Here is an 18,635-nt window from a genome sequence, read left to right on the forward strand (position 1 = left end):
CGTCCCGCCGCCCGGTCAGCCGACGTCCGCCACCGCGACGTCGGCCACGACCGGGCGCGTCGCCGCGCCCGGTCGGCGACGCCGCGGCTCAGGCCGGGACGGCGGCGTCCTCGCGCACGAGGTCCGCGGCCTTCTCGGCGATCATGATCACCGGCGCGTTCGTGTTCCCTCGCACGATCGTCGGCATCACCGACGCGTCGGCGACGCGCAGGCCGTCGATCCCGTGGACCTTCAGGCGCGAGTCGACGACCGGGCCGATCGCCGCGGTCGACGTCGGGTGGTAGATCGTCATCGTGTTCTCGCGGATGAACGCCCAGAGCTCCTCGTCGGTCGCGTCCTTGGCGGGCGCGACGAACCGGCCGGTGATGATCTCCTGCATCGCGGGCTGCTCGGCGATCTCCAGACCCAGCCGCACGCCGGCGAGGATCGTCTGGCGGTCCTCCTCGGTCGTGAGGTAGTTGTGGATGATCCGCGGCTTGGAGTACGGGCTCGCGGAACGCAGCGTCACCGAGCCGCGACTGGTCGGCTTGACGACCCCGGGACCGAACGCGACACCGTGCTCGGTCGCGACGCCGAGGCCCTCTTCGAAGAAGAACACCGGCGCGCAGTGGAACTGGCAGTCGGGCCCGTCGAGGCCGGGCCGCGTCCGGATGAACGCGCCCGCCTCGGCGATGTTCGAGGTCAGCGGCCCCTCGCCGTCGACGCTCATCCGCTCGACGTTCTCGTCGGTCATCGCGGTCAGCAGCGACTCGACGTCGGTCTTGTAGTTCATGAGCGTCATGCAGTGGTCCTGCAGGCCCTGCCCGACCGGCAGGTCCTTCACGACCTCCAGCCCGAGCGCCTCGAGGTGCTCGCGCGGGCCGATGCCCGACAGCATCAGGATCTGCGGGGTCTGGTACGCCCCGGCGGTGAGGATGACCTCGCGCTCGGCGAGGATCTCGAAGTGGTCGGGGTGGTCGACGTGCACGCCCTTGCAGCGACCCTGCTCGATGATCAGGTCGGTCACCATCGCGTCGGTGATGACGGTCAGGTTCTCGCGGCCCTCCGCCTGCCGCAGGAACGTCGCGGAGGTGCTCGCGCGCATCCCGTCCTGCTGGGTCGTCTGGTAGCGGCCCACGCCCTCCTGGCGGGCGCCGTTGAAGTCCGGGTTCTCCTCGTGGCCGGCCTGCTTGGCGGCCTCGACGAAGGCGGTGGCGAGCGGGTGCATCGAGCGGCTCTCGCGCACCGGGAGCGGGCCTCCGGCGCCGTGGTAGAGGTCCTCGCCGCGCTCGTTGTCCTCGGAGCGCCTGAAGTAGTCCAGGACGTCGTCGTAGCCCCAGCCCTCGGCGCCCATCGCCGCCCACTCGTCGTAGTCGGCGCGGTTGCCGCGGATGTAGACCATGGCGTTCATGGAGCTGCAGCCGCCGAGCATCTTCGCGCGCGGCAGGTAGCAGCGGCGGTTGTTCAGCGCCGGCTCCGGGTCCGTCGACATGTCCCAGTCGCGGCGGCCCTTGAACAGCGCGCCGAACGCGGCCGGGATCTGCACCTCCATGTCCTGGTCGTCGCCGCCCGCCTCCAGCAGCGCGACCTTCACGGACGGGTCCTCGGTCAGGCGCGCGGCGAGCACGCAGCCCGCGGATCCGGCGCCGACGATCACGTAGTCGAACATCTCTCTCCTCTGGGTTGACCCTCGCGGCCGACCGTACCCCAGGCGCGGGCACCGGATCCTGGGGGTTCCGCACAACCTGGCGCGCCGGGCGTCTGGGGTTCTACGGGAGGAGCTGCACCTCGGCCCGGCCGTGACGGTGACCGTTGACCTGCAGCTCGATCACGTGCGGGCCGGGGTGGTGCCGTCGGGTCGTCCGCTGCGCGAACGACCGGCGGGCCGTGAGCGTCGAGGTCTCCCCCGGGGCCAGCGTGCGGGTCGCGAGCTTGAAGACCTTCGGCGCGGTCGCGCCCGACGCCTTGACGTAGTGGACGACGTAGTCGATCGCGAGCGCGACCGGTGCGTCGCCGGCGTGCGCGAGCGTGCAGGTGAGCGTGAGCTCCTCGCCGATCCGCAGCGCCGTGCGGTCCGGGACGGGCCCGGTGACCGTCAGGCCGGGCGGCGGCGGGCCGAAGCCCTGCAGTGCGAGTGCCCGCGGATCGCCGGCCTTTACGGCGGTCCGCAGGGCGTGACGGACGAGCCGCGCGGTCGGCACGTCGCCCGGTGCTCCGGCCAGCCACCGTCCGGCGACGGCGATGGCGAGGTCCGCGTCGATGCGCGACAGGTCGTTGAGGTGGTTGGCGACCGAGCGGCGCACGTACTCGGCGGGGTCGCGGTGCAGCGCGTCGAGCAGCCCGACGGTGGCGTCGGGCCGCGCCCGCAGGGCCGGGACGCGGACCGCCCACGGCAGGTTCGGCCGGGTCCCCTCGCTGACGAGGCGGCGGACGTGCTCGTCGGGGTCGTCGGTCCAGCCCGCGAGGTGCGCGAGCGTGCGGTCGGGGTCGCGCAGCAGGAAGCGGCGGATCGCCGCCTCGGCGGTCAGCCGCGGGGTGAGCGCGCGCAGGAGCTCGAGCCCGGCGACGAGATCGCGGTCGTCCGGGGCCTCGAGCGCGCGGACCGCCGCCGCGTCGGCGACCGCCCAGATCATCCAGCCGCGGAAGCGGTCGTCCGCGAGCGCGGCCCGCAGGACGGCGTCGAACGCGGCGAAGTCCGCGGGCAGGCCGGCGAGCGTCGCGTCGCGGATCGCGGCCGAGCGCTCTCCGAGCGCCTGCCCGTCGAGCGCCCCGGCGACGGCCGCGAGCTCGTCCAGCGGGCGGTCGGGAGCCACCCCGCGCAGCACGTCGCGCAGGGTCTCGACGACCTCCCGCCCGAGCAGCTCGTCCGCGAACGGCACCGCGTCAGTCCTTGGACTCCAGGACGTCGAACGACCAGATCTCGCTGTTCGTGCCGACCGGACCGTCGCTGCGGTGCTGCGCGTGCCCGGCCGCGAAGTCGGGCGAGGCGACCCAGGCGCGGAAGTCCTCCTCGCTGCGCCACTTCGTGATCACGAGGCAGACGTCGCGGTCGTCGTTGGGCCGCAGCAGGTCGAAGGACTCGAACCCCTCCGCCTCCTCGACCCTGCCCGCGCGGGTCGCGAACCGCCGCTCGAACTCGTCGAACCGCTCGCGCGGAACGGTGATCGCGTTGATCTTCACGATGCTCATGCCGGGGATCCTGTCAGCCCGCGGTGGCCGGGCCGCGGGTCACCAGCCGACGACGTGCGACGGGCCCCGTCTGCGGAGCTCGATCGCGTCGATCGTGCCGGAGCGGAGTGCCTCGACGGCCTCCGGAAGACCACGAGCCGGGTCGTGTCGTCGGCGGCGGCGCATTGTGCCGCTGCGTCTGGGTCGAGCGGGCCGGGTTCGTGTCGGCGGACAGCGACCGTCGCTTCGCGCGAACCCGCGCACCCCTCGTCAATCAGCGGTCGAGTCCGACGCTGACGGGGATGACCGGCGCGGCCCTCATCGTTCTGCGTGGCCGCACGGCGGGCTGGCGGATCTCGCGCATTGCGATAGCGGCGGGGAAAGGCTTCCGCGGAAGCCTCGTCGGCCGAACTGGGTGAACGAAAGCCCATGTGCGGTCATCGCCCCACCCAGTTCGCGCACTCGGATCCGCGTGCGAGCGGGAGCGCCTGGACGCAGTCGGTACCTTCGCGGTGTGACGACCGACTCGTCGAGAAGCCGAGCCGATCTGCGACGAGACTCGGCGCTTCAGCGTCGCTTCCGGGTGCGTCTGATCGAAGAGCGTGGGCACCGTTGCGAGCAGTGCGGCGACGCCGAGAATGTCGAGGCGCATCATCGCGTGCCGCTGAACCAAGGCGGTACGTGGGACTTGGGGAACGGCCAGCTCCTCTGCCCTGAGTGCCATAAGTCGACCCGGTCGTTTGCTTGGAAGATTCACCGCGGGGACGGCACGCCCACGCGGGATGTTCTGTTCGAGGCCATCGGTCAGCTCGTGGAGTACGGCGGTTTGACCGAAAGCGAGGCGACGGACCCGCGCAATCGCCTTCGGAACTCCTGAAAACCGGGGACAGTCCTTCCCTTGAGGACCGCTGCGCGAGCCCGGGTAGGTGCTTCGAGCCGCGCTACGCGTCGGGGTCTGGCTTGCGGAACGCCGGTCCAGGGGCAAGCTGGGTTGCTCGGTCGGAGGCTGTGCTTCGATTTCGCTCTGGCGAGCTCGCCGTCGTAGAGTCGGCCCGTGCCGGAGTCCACTGAGCCGATCGGTGCGCCGCGGCTTCGTGTCACGGAGAAGCGGGAGTACCAAGGCCCTGTCGGTTGGTCGCTCCCGCAGCGAGCGCGCGAGTTGGCGGTCGTGCTCTTCGTCGAGCTGGTCGACGTGAAGGTCTCCGTGCGTCCTGCGGGACGGCTAGAGCGCGTCACCGTGGAGGTCTGCGGCGACTGGAAGAAGGTCAACCGTTTCTGGCGGCGTCTGGACGAGGTCGCCGACGCCGGCGGGCAGACGGACGGCGCCGGCCGTGCCACGGTGCGCGCTGGCGGGCGGTGGTCGCTGCGAGCGTTTCTCGATTCGATCCTCTCCGGCAGCTAGCCGCTGCCCACTCCGCACTCACAGCGGGGGTCACGCGAAAGAGCACTAGCGAATTCGCGTGGGAGCACGAGTGCTGCGGATACCACCTTGACGAGAGTGAGGCTCAAAGCAGCAGCGTCGGCGGACGCGACGCGCGATGGCACAGCTCGCCCGTTGGAGCCGGCGTCAATCGTCATACATCACGTAGACGCACGCCGGCCGTAGCTCCGTCAGCGCACCGAACGCCCTGGTGGCTTGGACCGTCGCGGCCCAGGACCTCACATGACCAGCCCAGTCGTCGAACTCGTCGTCCTGCGTGTCGCTGACGTCAGGCCGCACCGGTCCGGCGTAACCGGTTGCTGTGTCGTCGGCGGAGAACGTCGTCGGATCGCCCGCGCATTCGATCTCTAGGCGAAGCGCGTGGGTTCCGACGTAGTCCCCGTTGCGATCTTCCAGCGAGAAGTGCCGGGTCGCCTGCAACGTGTAGACCTGCGCGTCGCCGCCGTTCGACTCGCGCGGCTCCCACCACAGCGACTCGAAGGCGAGCAGATTGCAATGGGCATCGTCGCCGACCGACACCATCTGCCCGTAGGACTCAAACGGCGCACCGCAGTCCGACAAGGCTAGTTCGCAGAACGCAGCCCAGGCGGTGTGTGCCGCCCCGCCGTCCAACGAGTGGAGGTCATCGTCAAGTGCGCGTGTCTGTACCCCGCGGTCGTTCAGTGCCGCGATCAACCGCGGAAGGGAGTCCGTCGGGCGCATGGGCAGCACCGTACCCCCCATCCGCGCAGCGCTTGGTCAGCCGCTGGCTGACCGTCGTGTCGAATCAGGTCTCCCAGGGCGCGCGTCAACGCGACGCGTGCTTCAACGCGTGTCCGCGAGCGGGGGTTTCCGATCTCCAGCGTTCGAGTCTCCCCGGTTGGCACGGCGGAGGACGGGTCGTAGGTTGTTCAACGTGAAGGTGGATCGCGACGAGCTCAGCGGCTTCGCTAACCGCGTCGGGCCGCCACCGCCGCCGATACAGCCGCAACTCGCGCCGGCGGAGGAGGCGAGGTTGCTGGCGGGCGGCGCAACCGGCGACGCCGACACCCGTGCGCGCCTGGCGCGCGTTCTTTCCCTGGTGCGGCGCCCCGCGCGCCCCACGGGCGACGACGCAGCGCTCCTCGTGCTGCTCGCGCGTGACGCTGCCCTGCCTCTCGAGCGTCCGAGCGATCGTCTTTCCGCCCGTCAGCGGTTGATCGAGATCGCAAGAGATCCGGCGCCCGAGGAGCTGGTCCTCGCCGTGATGCGCGACCTCGGCGTGCCTCACCCATGCGACCCCGGTGCCTTCGCCGACGCGCTTCTCCCGCAGCGCACCGACTTCGAGGGATCGTTCGACCCCGGCATGAGCGGCGGGCTCGCCGGCGCCGGATGAAATTCTGTCGCTCGTGCCTTCGCGTGGATGCGAGCGCGAGCCTGCAGCGCGACGGCCGTACCTCCGTCGGGAGTGCCGTACGAAACAGGGCATGTACGCCCTCTTTCGTACGGCGGTCGGGTGTCCGTAGGCTGCTGATCCCACGCGTGGAAGCGAGCGTGACCCGCACCGATGGCGCGGTTCAGCTGAATCGCGCGTCGTCGCCAGCCGGCGCGCCGACGGGGCTGCCGGGCGCTGGACGGCTTGTCGATGAGCCCTCGGCGCGCGGCGGGCTAACACGGACTCTTGATGGTGGCGATCCCGCTGCCCCTGAGGCCTACCGCGTTCGTCGGGCTCTCGCACACCCATCCGTCGGTGACCGGCCGGCACTCCGGACGCTCACCGAGGCTGGGGCAGCGTCGGACCGCTTCGCCGCGGGCCTCGTCCCGGGTGAGCCCGCCGCGCCGCTCGGCGTCCCCGCCGTCGCAGCCGCCGACGGCCCCGCAGAGAACCGTCACAGCGAGCACCTTGCGCACGGAGACCACCGTAGCCGTTCAACTGGACCCGGGCGGACGCCGACCTGCCCGCGGTCGACCATCGGGGACCTCCGCTCAACCGGGCGTGGACCGTGCCCTCTGCGCGCCAGCTCATCGCGTTGGTGAGCTGGCGCGCACTCGTGCGGCGTTCGGCCCGGGCGGCGCACCGCGGGTCAGCTGGACCGCGTCTCGTACGTCGGCTCCACCCAGCCGGGGAAGACGTCGGGGAGGTCGGTCGAGACGCGGTCGGGGAACGCGGCCGGGCGCTTCTCGAGGAACGCCGTCACGCCCTCGATCGCGTCGGCGGCCCGGCCGCGGGTCGCCATCCCGTGGGACTCGGCGCGGTGGGCCTCCATCGGGTGCGCGGCGACGAGCCCGCGCCAGAGCATCTGGCGGGCCAGCGCGACCGACACCGGCGACGTGTTCTCGGCGATCTCGCGCGCGAGGCCGCGCGCGGCCTGCAGCAGGCCGCCGTCGTCGTGCAGACTGCGGACGAGCCCGCCGCGCAGCGCCTCCTCGGCGTCGAAGACCCGGCCGGTCATCACCCACTCCGTCGCCTGCGCGATGCCGACCACGCGCGGCAGGAACCAGGTGGACGCCGCCTCGGGCACGATGCCGCGGCGCGCGAACACGAACCCCATCCGGGCGCTCTCCGCAGCGAGCCGCACGTCCATCGGCAGCGTCATCGTCGCCCCCACCCCGACCGCCGGGCCGTTGATCGCGGCGATCACCGGCTTCTTCGACGCGAAGATCCGCAGGCTGACCTCGCCCCCCAGATCGCGCGGGACGGATCCCGCGTCAGCACCGTGGGCCTCGGCGTCGAAGGACGCCCCGCCGCTGCTGAGGTCCGCCCCGGCGCAGAACCCGCGCCCGGCCCCGGTGACGATCACGGCGCGCACGTCGTCGTCGGCGTCGGACGCGTCGAACGCGGCGATGAGCTCGCGCCCCATCGTCAACGTGAAGGCGTTGAGCTGCTCGGGCCGGTCGAGCGTGAGCGTCAGGACGCCGTCGGCGACCTCGTAGCGGATGGTCTCGAAGTCCATCGGCCGACCGTACCCGCCGAACGTACCGAACGCCTGACCGGTAACCGACGGCGTTGGTGGACGATCCATAAGCTGCGGCCCCTATGAGCCTTCCTCCCCGTACCGGTCCCCTCACCGGCGTCCGCATCCTCGAGGTCGGCGGCATCGGCCCGAACCCCTTCGCCGCGATGCTGCTCGCCGACCTCGGCGCCGACGTCCTGCGCCTGGACCGTCCCGGCCAGGACCTCTTCCCGGCCCAGTTCAACCCGACGCTGCGCGGCCGCGCGACCGTCGCGGCGAACCTCAAGTCGCCCGAGGCGATCGAGTCGATCCTCACGCTCGCCGAGCAGGCCGACGCGCTGATCGAGGGATACCGCCCCGGGGTCATGGAGCGGCTCGGCCTCGGCCCGGACGTCGTGCACGCGCGCAACCCGCGGCTCGTCTACGGCCGCATGACCGGCTACGGCCAGGAGGGCCCGATGGCCCCGGTCGCCGGTCACGACATCAACTACATCTCGCTCGCGGGCGCCCTCGGCCCGGCGCAGCGCACCGGCGAGAAGCCGATGTTCGCGCTGAACCTCGTCGGCGACTACGGCGGCGGCGCGATGTTCCTCGTCATGGGCGTGCTCGCCGGGATCATCGAGGCACGCAGCTCCGGGCAGGGCCAGGTCGTGGACGCGGCGATGGTCGACGGCGCCGCCGCCCTCACCGCGATGTTCCACGGCATGCGCGCGGGCGGCATGTGGAAGGACGAGCCGGGCACGAACCTCCTGGACTCCGGCGCGCACTTCTACGACACCTACGAGACCTCCGACGGCGGGCACGTGGCCCTCGGCGCGATCGAGCCGCAGTTCTACGCGCGGCTGCTCGAGCTGCTCGAGATCCCCGCCGAGGAGATGCCGCAGTTCGAGATGGGCCGCTGGCCGGAGTACAAGGAGCGCCTGACTGCGCTGTTCAAGACGCGCACGCGCGCGGAGTGGGCGGCGCTGCTGGAGCCCGAGGAGACCTGCGCGACCGGGGTGTACGGCCTCGGCGAGGCGGCCGAGCACCCGCACATGGCCGCCCGCGGCACGTTCGTGGAGGTCGACGGGATGGTGCAGCCGCAGGCCGCGCCGCGGTTCGACCGCACGCCCGGCGAGGCGCGCCCGGCGGTGAAGGACACCGCCGCGGTCCTCGCCGACTGGGGCCTGGACGAGGCCCAGCAGGCCGCCCTCGGCGGCTGAGCGACGGACGCCCCGGGCGGTGCCGACCGCCCGGGACGCGCCTACGCGTCGGTGGACGCGGGCGCGGGGTCGGCGCTCGCGCGCGCCTGCGCCTTCAGGCGCTCCAGGCGGGCGCTGAGCGCGTCGAGGGTCGAGGCTCCCGCCTCGTCGGGGACGGGGACGCCGGCCGCGTCGGGCTCGAGCGCGCGGTCGCCGCGTGGCGCGTCGTCGTGGCCGTGCGCGTCGTCCTGGGCCTGCGCGGCGGCCCGCGCGGAGGCGAGCTCCGCGCGCAGCTCCTGCGCCACGACGCTCACGCGGCGCAGCATCGCGTCGCGGCGGGCGAGCTCCTCCTCGAGCTCGGCGCAGCGGGCGGCGCTCGCCTCGGCGGCCTCGCCCGCGCGCTCGATCCGCGCGCCGAACGCGGCGAGCGCCGCGCGGATCTCGTCCCGGTCCTCGCGCTCGGCCTCGGCCTCGGCGCGGCGGGTGCGCTCCTGCGCCAGGCACTCCTCGAGAATCGCGATGCGGTCGTTCAGCGTCGTGCGCTCGGCGGCGAGGTCCTCGCGCAGCCGACCGGTCGCGGTGGCGAGCTCGTCGCGCAGGACCCCGAGCTTGCCCTGCAGGTCACGCTGGATCTCCTGGCGCAGGCCGCGCTCGGCCCGCAGGGCGGCCTGGCCCGCGGCCTCGACCTGCGCGACCCGCCGCTCGAGCTCGCCGCGCTCGTGCTGCTCGAGCGTCAGGCGCGCCCCGAGCGCGCCGCGCTGGACGCGCTCGTCGTCGAGCGCGCGCTGCGAGCTGGCGAGCCCGACCTGGGCGGCGGCGATCTCGCGCTGCGCGCCGACGAGCGACTCCTGGTAGGCGCGCACCTGCGCCTCGAGGCGATCGATCTCCAGGCGCCGGGCGGCGAGCTCCCCGCGCGTGGCACGGTGCCCGTCCTCCTCGGCCTCCAGACGCCGGGCGAGCTCCGCCCGGGCGGCCTCGGTCGTCTGCAGGGCGCGACCCCGGACGGCCAGCTCCTCGCGCATCGTGGCGGCGCTCGCCTGCTCGGCCTCCAGGCGCCCGGCGGCCTCGGCCAGCGCGTCGGCGGAGCGGCGACGCTCCTCCTCGAGCCGCTCGGTCGCCTGCGCCGCGGCCTGCGCGGAGCGGCCGCGCTCGGCGCGCAGCCGGCCGTCCGCGGCGGCGAGGGCCTCGGCGGAGCGTCGGCGCTCGGCGTCCAGCTCGGCGGCGGCGGACCGGCCGAGGGCGGCGACGGTCTCCTCCCCGGCGGCGGTGAGCGTCGCGAGGTCGCGTGCGGCGGCCTCGGCCGCGGCACGGGCCTCGTCCTCGGTGTGGGCGAGCGTGGACTCGAGCCGCTCGGCCTCGACGGTCAGCTCGGCGATGCGCGCCTCGTCGCGCTGGGCCTGCAGCTCGGCGCGGGCGGCGCGCTCGGCCGCCGCCTCCCGCTCACGCTCGTGCTCGGCGCGCAGCAGGTCGGTCGCCCGCTCGGCCTCGCGGCGGTCCTCGTCGGCCTCGGCGAGCGCGGCGCGCAGCGCGTCGAGCTCCTCGCGCAGCCCGTCCGTCAGGGCGGTCAGCTCGTCGTGCTGGGCGGCGAGCGCCTCCTCGTACTGGCGCCCGCGGGCCTCCGCGTCGGCGACGAGCTCGGCGACCACGGCCTCGCGGTCGGCCCGCTCGGCGTCCAGCTCCTCGACGATCGTCCAGAGCTCCGCCTCGACCGCGGCGATCGCGGCACGCCGCTCCTCCGCCAGCTGCCGCAGCCGGGCCGCCTCCGCCGCGACGGCGTCGCGGTCGGCGACGAGGCCCGCGACCTGCCGGTCGCGATCGGCACGGAACCGCTCGAGGGCGGCGAGGTGCTCGCGGCGCTCCCCCGTCGACCTCGGCGCGCAGGGCGGCGAGCGCCTCGCGCGTCTGGGACAGGTCGCCCGCGAATCCGGGCCGGGGATCCTGGGCGAGCGCGAGACGCGGGCGCTCCTCCCGGGTCGTCAGCAGGGACGCGGCGCGCTCGTGCAGCTCGCGGATCCGCTCGGCCGACGCGGACGACGGGTGGGTCATCCGTCCAGTGTGACGCCCGACAAGCGCGCCTGCCAGTCGTACATCCGGACGGTCCTTGTGACCGGTCGGCCTAGGTCATCCGGAGGATGCGGCGACGCCGAGGAGCTCGTCGGCGACCTGCTTGGCGGTCACGGCGCACGCCTGCGTGCCGCCGTCGCCGTAGTCGCGGACGCCGTCGCCGACGTGCAGCAGGTTGTCCAGCGGCGTCTCGCGGGGCAGCTCGTACCCGGACGCGGCACGCTGCGCCGGCCAGTCGCCGCGCATCACGCGCGCATCGACGACGCGGGTCTCCGGGTGCGCCATGCCGGGCAGCTCGGCACGCAGCTCCTGCAGCGAGGCCTCCAGCTCGGCGTCGGCGTCGAAGTCCCCGATCGCCGGGACGGGCACGGCGTAGACGACGGTCAGGTGCCAGCCCTCCGGCGCGAGCTCCGGGCAGGTGGCGGTCATGTTCCCGGCGTTGCAGATCCGGTCGGTCGCGCTGAAGACGATCAGCCCGGGCGTGTCGAGCAGTGGCTCGCGCGAGGCGACGTGGATGATGATGTTCGCGCTCGGCCGCGACCGCTCCCGGATCGAGGCGACGTAGTCGCCGGGCAGCGCGTCCTCGCCGACGAGGTCGATCGTGGCGACCGGTCCGACGTTGCTGACGACCGCGCCCGCGCGGACGGTGACGGTGCGCCCGTCGGCGCGGCGGACGACGGCGCCGGTCGCGCGGTCGCCCTCGGTGGTGATCCGGGTGACGGTGGCGCCGGTCCAGACCTCCGAGCCCTCGCGGGTCACGACGTCGGCGATCGCCTCGCAGACCGCGGCGGTGCCGCGCGGATGGAAGCCGAAGTTGCGGAACGCGCCCTTCTGGGTGAAGTAGGTGAGGAACGCCTTCGCCGGGATCTCGTTCGCGTTGACGGCGAAGATCGCGGCGCTGAGGTTGCGGAACAGGCGGTGGACGGTCTCGTTGGAGGTCGCGCCCGCGATCCAGTCGGCGAGCGTCACCTGGTCCTCGGGCAGCTCGCCCTTGCGGGCGCTGCCGAGTCCGGCGAGGACCTTTGCGCCCTTCTTCGTGATCTGGTCCAGGAGGAAGGCCCAGCCGCCCTTGGCGGGGTTGACGGTGCGGCCCTTGATCCGGAAGACGTTCGCGGGCTCCGGGTAGCGGATGTCGAGCGTGGCGCCGAGGTCGGTGAACGTCTGCTCCATCATGCCGCCGTTCTCGATCGCGATGGCCCCGGTGTTGACCGTGAAGCCGTCGACCTCGAAGCTCGACGCGCGCCCGCCGACCCGCTCGCCGCGGTCGACGAGGAGCACGCGCTGGCCGCCCTGCGCGAGGCGCGCGGCGACGCAGACCCCGCCCATGCCGGCCCCGACGACGAGGACGTCGACGGTCTCGACCTCCTGCTCGGACATGTTGTCCAGACGTTCCGTCTCGCTCATGGGAAGAGCCTACCGCAACCTCGGACGCCGTGTCCGAGGTTTGTCTCGTCCCGACGCTCAGCCGCGGTCGCGACCGACCACCGAGATGAACGAGACGCACGTCCCCGGCCGGCCGCCGAGGTTGTGCGTCAGCCCGAGCTTCGCGTCCGGCAGCTGGCGCTCACCCGCCTCGCCACGGAACTGCTGCCAGCACTCGAACAGCATCCGCAGCCCGGACGCCCCGACCGGATGCCCGAAGGACTTCAGGCCGCCGTCGACGTTGACCGCGAGCGCGCCGTCCTGGTCGAACACGCCGTCGAGCTCGTCGCGCCAGGCCTGCCCACGCTGCGAGAACCCGAGGTCCTCCATCAGCACCAGCTCGGTCGGGGTGAAGCAGTCGTGCACCTCGGCGAGGTCGAGCTGCGCGCGCGGGTCGGTGATCCCCGCCTGGGCGTAGGCGTCCTTCGCGCACGCGACGACCTCGTGGAAGGTCGTGTAGTCGTAGTCGGGGTCGATCGGGCCGCTCGCCGGACCGGCGATCATCGACAGCGCCTTCACGTACATCGGCGTGTCGGTGTACCGGTGAGCGTCCTCGGCGCGGACGATCAGCGCCGCGGCGGCGCCGTCGGCGACGCCGGAGCAGTCGAAGACCCCCAGGCGCCCCGCGACCTTGCCGGCCTGCTTGGCGATGGTCTCCTTGGAGACCTCCTTGCGGAACTGCGCGCGCGGGTTGCGCGCACCGCCGACGTGGTTCTTCCACGCCACGTGGGTCATCGCGTCGCGCATGTCCTGCTGATCGACCCCGTACTTCTCGCAGTAGGCGGGATCCAGCAGCGAGAACGCGGCCGGGGCCGTGAGGTTGATCTCCGGCGCGGTCCCGTCACCGGGGACGGTCGAGCGGACGAGGCCGGCGAACCCGGTGTCCTTGAGCTTCTCGACCCCGACCGCCATCACACGGTCGTACGCGCCGGAGGCGACGGCGTAGCAGGCGGCCCGCACGGCCTCCGAGCCGGTCGCGCACATGTTCTCCACGCGCGTCACGGGCTTGTAGTCGATCCCGACCGGGCGGCTGAGGACGACCCCGGACTGCCCGGAGTTCATCGTCCCCAGCCAGTAGGCGTCGACGTCCTCCTTGGGGAGCCTCGGCGTGGAGGCGAAGCACTCCTGGGTCGCCTCGACGAGCAGGTCGTCGGCGCTCTTGTCCCAATGCTCGCCGAACGTCGTGCAGCCCATGCCGACGATGGCGACCTTGTCCTTGATCCCGTGACTAGCCATCGGTCGGACGCACCTTCCAGAAGTAGTTGTGGACGCCGCCCGTCGTGTACAGGCGGCGGAACGTCAGCTCCAGCCGCGTGCCGATCCCGATCTCCTCGGGGCTCGCGTCGGCGACCTCGAGCGTGTAGCGGCCGCCACCGTCGAAGTCGACGACCGCGTCGATCATCGGCGGCGCGGGCGAGAACGCGAGCCGGTCGACGGTGAACGTCGCGACCGTGCCGCGGGCGCCGCTGAGCGGCCGGCGGGTCATCCGGTCGACCGCGCCGCAGCCCGCGCACACCCGCCGCGGCGGCACGTGCACGCGACCGCAGGCGTCGCAGACCGTGCCGACGAAGCCGAACTTCCACGCCGCGTCGCGTGCCGACGGCGGGGCGGTCGGACGCTCGGGCTCGGGACGGCGCGGCGGCTCGCGGTCCAGCAGGCCACGCCAGCTGAGGTAGGTCGCGTAAGGGACGTCGCGGCCGGCCGCGGCCTGCTCGGCGATCGCGGCGCCGCGGCGGGCGCTGCCGACGCGGTCGGTGGCGCGCAGCAGCAGCGCGTCGGCCCCGTCGCTGGCGACGACCAGCAGGATCGTCTCGCCGGGCGCCGCGCGGTCGAGGACGGCGGCGAGCCGCAGGCCCGCGTCCGCCGCGCCCGCGTAGCCGACCCCGGTCAGCTCCTCGGGGACGCGACCGCCGCCGAGCGCCTTCGTCGCCGTGGCCGCGGCCTTCAGGTGCGGGCACGAGACGACGAGGTGGTCGGGCTCCCCCACGCCGCCGCGCTCGAGCGCGCGCGCCGCCGCGTCGCGGATCAGCGGCACGTACGTCTCGAGGCCGAAGCGCTCCTCCCATTGCGTGCTCGTCGCGGCGCCGGGCAGGCGCCAGCGGTCGAGGAACTCGGCGGTCAGCGAGACCTCGGCGAGCGTCTCGACGCATGCCTCGTCGGCCGGGCCGAACGCGAACGCCGCGGCCGCGTCGCCGCCGCCGAGCTCGTCGGCACTGCCGGGCAGGCCGGTCCGGAGGTCCGACAGGACGGCGACGCCGCCGGTCGCGGCAGCGGCGCGCAGGGCGCCGACGCCGGAGCGCGGCGAGCCGACGAGGTCGACGGCGAAGCCCTCGCGCGGCAGGTCGAGCGCCGCGTGGACGGCGGCGGCGTTGGTCTTGTCGAGGTACGGCGGGGCGGTCGTCGCGAGATACAGGGCGCCGAAGCCCGGGGCGGTCGCCGGATCGCGGCCGTCCAGCAGCCGGCGGGCGGCCTCGGCGGCGAGGGTCGTGGCGTCCTCGTCGTAGGAGGCGAGCGCGCGGACGCCGCGGCCCGGCCGCCCGGACAGGACGGACCCGGCCTCCGCGCCCTGCAGGCGGTGGCGGGGGACGTAGGCGGCGTAGCTGACGATGGCGTGACCCATGGACCCTCTCGGAAACGATCTGTGCGGACAGACTGTCCGAGAGGCTACACGACGGGCGCCACGGTGTCGTACGCTGCGGCCCGTGAGCACCTACGAGGACCTCCGGCTGACCGTCGCCGACGCCGTCGCGCACGTGCAGCTGCACCGCCCCGACCAGCTGAACGCCTGGACGCCCGACCTGGGCCGGCAGCTGCTGCACGCGCTGCGCGCCGTCGCCCAGGACGACGCGGTGCGCGCGGTCCTCGTCACCGGCGCCGGGCGCGCGTTCAGCGCCGGCGCCGACGTGAAGGTCCCCCGCGAGATCACCCCCGACGGCGAGCCCGATCTCCACACGCGCCTGGAGGAGATCTACAACCCGATCGTGCTCGAGATCCGTCGCATGGAGAAGCCCGTCGTCGCGGCGGTGCAGGGACCGTGCGCCGGGCTCGGCGTCTCGCTCGCCCTGGCCTGCGACCTCGTCCTCGCCGCCGACGACGCGTTCTTCCTGCTGGCGTTCGTGCACCTCGGCGTCGCGCCCGACGGCGGCTCGATCCCGCACCTTGTGGCCCGGATCGGCCCGGCGCGCACCGCGCAGCTCGTGATGCTCGGCGAGAAGCTCCACGCCCCGCAGGCGCTCGAGTGGGGGCTCGTCAACGCGGTCCACCCGGTCGGCGAGCTGGCGGACGCGGCGCACGCGCTCGCCCGCCGGCTCGCGGCGGCGCCCACCGTGGCGCTCGCGACGATGAAACAGCTCATCCGCGAGTCGCCCCCGGCCGACCTGCCCGCCTTCCTCGCCCACGAGGCGGCGCTCCAGCAGCGCCACGCGACGACCGCGGACTACGCCGAGGGCGTCGCGGCCTTCAAGGAGAAGCGCCGCCCGGTGTTCACCGGCCGCTGACCCCCGCCGAACTGGGCGGGCGCAAGGCCGTATCTGGGTCTCGGATCACCCGGAACGGCGGGGCGGGCGGGGCGGGCAGCCGGTCAGGGCCGCGACGGCTCACCGCCGCGTACGACGCGTACGCAGCTCGACGACCAGGACCACCGCGATCCACACCGATCCGGCCGCGACGAGGACCCCGGGCTCCACGCCCGGCAGCAGGACGACGAGCACCGCCATCAGGACGGCCCGACGACGAGCACCCGGTTGGCGGCGTCGGTCAGCACCAAGCGAGCATACGCCGACGTCGCAGGCGCCCCGGTCCGCCACCGCGGCGGTCGCCGTCCGCGCGCGGACCGCGCCAGGCCGCCGAACTGGGTGAGCGCAAGGCCAGATCCGGGCTTCGGATCACCCAGAACGGCGAGGCGGGCGGGCGCGCCGCCCGCCCCACGCCGATGCCGCACGCGCCCCGATCGGCCAGCGCGGCGGTCGCCGTCCGCGCGCGGACCGCTCCAATCCACCGAACTGGGTGAGCCCGAGGCCATATCTGGGTCTCGGATCACCCAGAACCGCTGGTGCGGGCAGGTGCGGGCCCCGCTGTGCGCGCCTGCGCGCACCCGCGCCGGGCCGCGCACCCGCGCCGCGCCCGGCCCGCGCCGCGCCCGGCCCGCGCCGCGCACGTGCGGCCGCGCCCGCCCACGCCGCGCGCCCGCGCCCGCCCGCCCGCGCCCGCGCCCGCGCCCGCGCCCGCGCCCGCGCCCGCTTCAGCGTGCGTCGGCGAACCGCGTCACGCCGCCGAACGAGCCCGCGTAGGCGACGCCGTCCGGGCCCAGCACGACGGCGCCCCCGTCGCTGTTGAAGCCCAGGCCCTCCCCGGCGAGGACGCCGAAGCGCCGCGCACCGGTGCGCCAGTCCAGGGCGACGAGGTTCCAGGCGTCGGGGAAGCCGGCCGGCTTCTCGATCGCGTACAGGAGTCCGGTCGCGCGCGAGACGACCGCCTGCGCCGACGGCGTGACGACGTCGCTCGTCCACGCGACGCGGCAGCCGCGTCGCCCGACGACCACGCGGGCGAGGCCGCCGGTGGTGGTGCCGCCCGCCTCGGTGGTGAGCAGGCTCTGGTAGCCGTAGGCGTTGCTGACGACGAGCGAGCGGCCCGCCGCCACGAGGTGCGCCTCGACGCTCCCCGCTCCCGGCCGGAAGACCGGCACCGTGCAGCGCAGGCGCTGGGCGTCGCGGCCCGCGGTCCGCAGCACGGTCACGCGCGGCGGGTTCAGGCCGTCGACGACCGCGACGAACCCGCCCGCCACCATCACCGGCGGCGTGCCCGGCCCCTCGTGGATGCGGCCCGAGCGCCCATCGGCCAGCCCGGAGCCCAGCGGCTGGCGCCAGACGACCCGGGGCGTGCCGTCCGACCGCGCGACGAGCCGGTACAGCGCGTCGCGCGTCACCACGTACGTGCCGGACGCGTTGGTCGCGAGGTCCTCCGCGACCGGCTCGCGCAGCGCGAGCGCGCGCACCGGGCCCCCGTCGCGCGGCACGGTGACGACGGTCCCCGCGGTGCCGACGACCCAGTCGCGTCCGTCGAAGCCGGCGCCGACGGCGAACGGGCGCTCGCCCGTGCCGAGCGCGCCGCCCAGGTCGGTCTCCCCCGCCTCCTGCAGCCGGTCGCCCTCGACGGTCACGCGCAGCAGCGTGCGGGCGTGCGTCGGCACGAGCAGGCTGCCGTCCGCGCGCACGACGAAGTGGGTGCCGCCCGCGAGGTCGGTGCGGTCCGGGCCCGGGCGCAGCGGCAGCGCCAGCGAGGCCCGGGTCGCGAGCGTCCGCGGGTCGAACAGCCGCAGCCCCGGGCCGAGCGGGTTGCTGCAGACGGCCAGCAGCCGGTCGCGCGCGTCGAACGCCAGCGACGAGCAGCCGCCCTGCGCGAACGCGCTGATCGAGCGCGTGCCGACGCCCAGCGGTCCCGGGTACGGGGAGGCCGCGCCGTTCCCGGCGGCCAGGCCGCTGCCGCTGCGCCCGTCCGCGGCGAGCGCCGGGTTGGCGGGCGGGAACGGGCCGGGCAGCGGGGCCGCGGTCGCGGGCGCCCCGGTGTACCGCGGCAGCGGACCGTCGAGGGGTCCCGGGATCGGGAACGCCGCCTGCTGCGCGGACGTCGCCGGGACCGCGGCGAGCGCGGTCGCCCCGGCCGCGACCAGGGCGCCGAGGAGCGTGCGCCGGCGGCTCACGGGACGGTCACCGGGTCGGCGCCGGGCACGTCCGGTCGGGCGGCGGGCGGCGCCGCGTGCTCGTCCTCGCCGCCGCGCAGCGACGGCCGGTAGACGCTCGCGGGCTCCTGGCGGTAGACCTGCACGACGCAGGCGTCGACGTGCTCCTCCAGGCGCGGCGCGAGCTCGGCCAGCGCCTGCAGCGGCAGCGCGGCGTCGCGCGGCGGGGCGAACAGCGCGATCTGCGGGAAGCTCAACGGGTGCGGGTCGGTCGGGGCGGGCGGCTCGAGGAAGCCGAGCGAGGCGACCGCGCGGGTCGCGTACACGCACGGTCCCGCGACCGGCTCGGTCAGCGCGCGGACCGCGTCGATCGCGTCGTCGTCGGCGCCGCGCAGGTGCACGGCGACGAGCGTCCGCGCGGATCGCAGCTGCGGGGCCGTGTGCATCGCGTGCGTGAACGACGCCTCGAACCGCCGCACGCCGGACTCGCGCAGGAGGTTGATCGCCAGGTAGTACGGGTTCAGCGTCATCGCCAGGAAGCGCCGCTGCGACGGGTAGCGGACGACCAGGAACTTGTCCGCCTGCCGCTCCCCGTGCACGACCGTCTCGGTCCGGCCCATCCACAGCGGCCGGCCGCCGACGGCCAGCAGCGGCGGCGTCACGAGCAGCGCGTACCAGCGGTAGTGCGACCAGCGGCCGGTGTGGATGAGGTTGATGACGTCCAGCGGCCCGGGCAGGTCGCGACGCGCGAGGTCCAGGAGCGGGCGGGGACGGATGCGGTGCAGCACGGG

Annotated in this window: 16 protein-coding genes; 5 read left to right on the forward strand and 11 right to left on the reverse strand. The window is 74.4% G+C overall.

The window, feature by feature from the left end; translation table 11 throughout:
- Positions 1–88 precede the first annotated feature (88 nt).
- From GKE82_RS10145 to GKE82_RS10155, 3 genes are all read right to left on the reverse strand, one after another.
- Positions 89–1,648 carry a GMC family oxidoreductase gene (locus GKE82_RS10145; RefSeq protein WP_107566815.1) on the reverse strand — a complete coding sequence of 520 codons (1,560 nt, stop codon included), beginning with the start codon at positions 1,646–1,648 and terminating at the stop codon, positions 89–91.
- A gap of 100 nt (positions 1,649–1,748) precedes the next feature.
- Positions 1,749–2,858 (reverse strand): hypothetical protein, encoded by a 1,110-nt coding sequence (locus tag GKE82_RS10150; protein ID WP_230316143.1) that lies wholly within the window; start codon positions 2,856–2,858, stop codon positions 1,749–1,751.
- Positions 2,859–2,862: 4 nt separating this feature from the next.
- The gene (locus GKE82_RS10155; RefSeq protein ID WP_107566817.1) at positions 2,863–3,168 is read right to left on the reverse strand and encodes an antibiotic biosynthesis monooxygenase; all 306 of its coding nucleotides are present in this window, start codon (positions 3,166–3,168) and stop codon (positions 2,863–2,865) included.
- 493 nt (positions 3,169–3,661) lie between these two features.
- Here GKE82_RS10155 and GKE82_RS30695 point away from each other — a divergent pair, with 493 nt between their 5' ends.
- Both GKE82_RS30695 and GKE82_RS10165 read left to right on the forward strand, forming a co-directional pair.
- Complete coding sequence (locus GKE82_RS30695; RefSeq protein WP_309233530.1) at positions 3,662–4,024, forward strand: HNH endonuclease signature motif containing protein; 363 nt, start codon at positions 3,662–3,664, stop codon at positions 4,022–4,024.
- A gap of 177 nt (positions 4,025–4,201) precedes the next feature.
- Positions 4,202–4,549 carry a hypothetical protein gene (locus GKE82_RS10165; protein WP_154733194.1) on the forward strand — a complete coding sequence of 116 codons (348 nt, stop codon included), beginning with the start codon at positions 4,202–4,204 and terminating at the stop codon, positions 4,547–4,549.
- Positions 4,550–4,714: 165 nt separating this feature from the next.
- Here the strand turns inward: GKE82_RS10165 and GKE82_RS10170 are convergent, their stop codons facing one another.
- Positions 4,715–5,290: a hypothetical protein gene (locus GKE82_RS10170; protein WP_154733195.1), complete on the reverse strand. Its 576-nt coding sequence runs from the start codon at positions 5,288–5,290 to the stop codon at positions 4,715–4,717.
- Positions 5,291–5,483: 193 nt separating this feature from the next.
- On the opposite strand from GKE82_RS10170, the gene GKE82_RS10175 reads away from it, so the two are divergent.
- On the forward strand, positions 5,484–5,942 hold the full coding sequence (locus tag GKE82_RS10175; protein WP_154733196.1) for a hypothetical protein: 459 nt from the start codon (positions 5,484–5,486) through the stop codon (positions 5,940–5,942).
- Between the two features lie 688 nt (positions 5,943–6,630).
- Here the strand turns inward: GKE82_RS10175 and GKE82_RS10180 are convergent.
- A complete protein-coding gene (locus GKE82_RS10180; protein WP_154733197.1) occupies positions 6,631–7,500 on the reverse strand; it encodes a crotonase/enoyl-CoA hydratase family protein in 870 nt (289 codons plus the stop codon).
- A gap of 83 nt (positions 7,501–7,583) precedes the next feature.
- Here GKE82_RS10180 and GKE82_RS10185 point away from each other — a divergent pair, with 83 nt between their 5' ends.
- Entirely contained in the window at positions 7,584–8,702 is a 1,119-nt protein-coding gene (locus tag GKE82_RS10185) for a CaiB/BaiF CoA-transferase family protein (protein WP_107566826.1), read from the forward strand.
- 41 nt (positions 8,703–8,743) lie between these two features.
- Here GKE82_RS10185 and GKE82_RS10190 read toward each other — a convergent pair whose 3' ends face one another.
- The 4 genes from GKE82_RS10190 to GKE82_RS10205 all read right to left on the reverse strand — a co-directional run bounded on the left by GKE82_RS10190 (position 8,744) and on the right by GKE82_RS10205 (position 14,787).
- Complete coding sequence (locus tag GKE82_RS10190; protein ID WP_154733198.1) at positions 8,744–10,327, reverse strand: hypothetical protein; 1,584 nt, start codon at positions 10,325–10,327, stop codon at positions 8,744–8,746.
- Positions 10,328–10,802: 475 nt separating this feature from the next.
- Entirely contained in the window at positions 10,803–12,149 is a 1,347-nt protein-coding gene (locus GKE82_RS10195) for an NAD(P)/FAD-dependent oxidoreductase (RefSeq protein WP_230316144.1), read from the reverse strand.
- Between the two features lie 57 nt (positions 12,150–12,206).
- Complete coding sequence (locus tag GKE82_RS10200; protein ID WP_107566828.1) at positions 12,207–13,403, reverse strand: acetyl-CoA acetyltransferase; 1,197 nt, start codon at positions 13,401–13,403, stop codon at positions 12,207–12,209.
- Positions 13,396–14,787: an OB-fold domain-containing protein gene (locus tag GKE82_RS10205; RefSeq protein ID WP_154733199.1), complete on the reverse strand. Its 1,392-nt coding sequence runs from the start codon at positions 14,785–14,787 to the stop codon at positions 13,396–13,398. Before GKE82_RS10205 ends, GKE82_RS10200 begins: the two co-directional genes overlap by 8 nt.
- Before the next feature lie 82 nt (positions 14,788–14,869).
- Between GKE82_RS10205 and GKE82_RS10210 the strand changes: the two genes are divergently transcribed.
- Positions 14,870–15,664: an enoyl-CoA hydratase/isomerase family protein gene (locus GKE82_RS10210; RefSeq protein ID WP_233243685.1), complete on the forward strand. Its 795-nt coding sequence runs from the start codon at positions 14,870–14,872 to the stop codon at positions 15,662–15,664.
- Positions 15,665–16,407: 743 nt separating this feature from the next.
- Here the strand turns inward: GKE82_RS10210 and GKE82_RS26970 are convergent.
- Both GKE82_RS26970 and GKE82_RS10215 read right to left on the reverse strand, forming a co-directional pair.
- Positions 16,408–17,865 carry a hypothetical protein gene (locus tag GKE82_RS26970; protein ID WP_196189425.1) on the reverse strand — a complete coding sequence of 486 codons (1,458 nt, stop codon included), beginning with the start codon at positions 17,863–17,865 and terminating at the stop codon, positions 16,408–16,410.
- The gene (locus GKE82_RS10215) at positions 17,862–18,632 is read right to left on the reverse strand and encodes a DUF1330 domain-containing protein (RefSeq protein WP_154733200.1); all 771 of its coding nucleotides are present in this window, start codon (positions 18,630–18,632) and stop codon (positions 17,862–17,864) included. The genes GKE82_RS26970 and GKE82_RS10215 overlap by 4 nt, the downstream gene beginning before the upstream one ends.
- Positions 18,633–18,635: the final 3 nt, after the last annotated feature.

It is taken from the genome of Conexibacter sp. W3-3-2 (assembly GCF_009707605.1).
Taxonomy (GTDB): Bacteria; Actinomycetota; Thermoleophilia; order Solirubrobacterales; family Solirubrobacteraceae; genus Paraconexibacter; species Paraconexibacter algicola.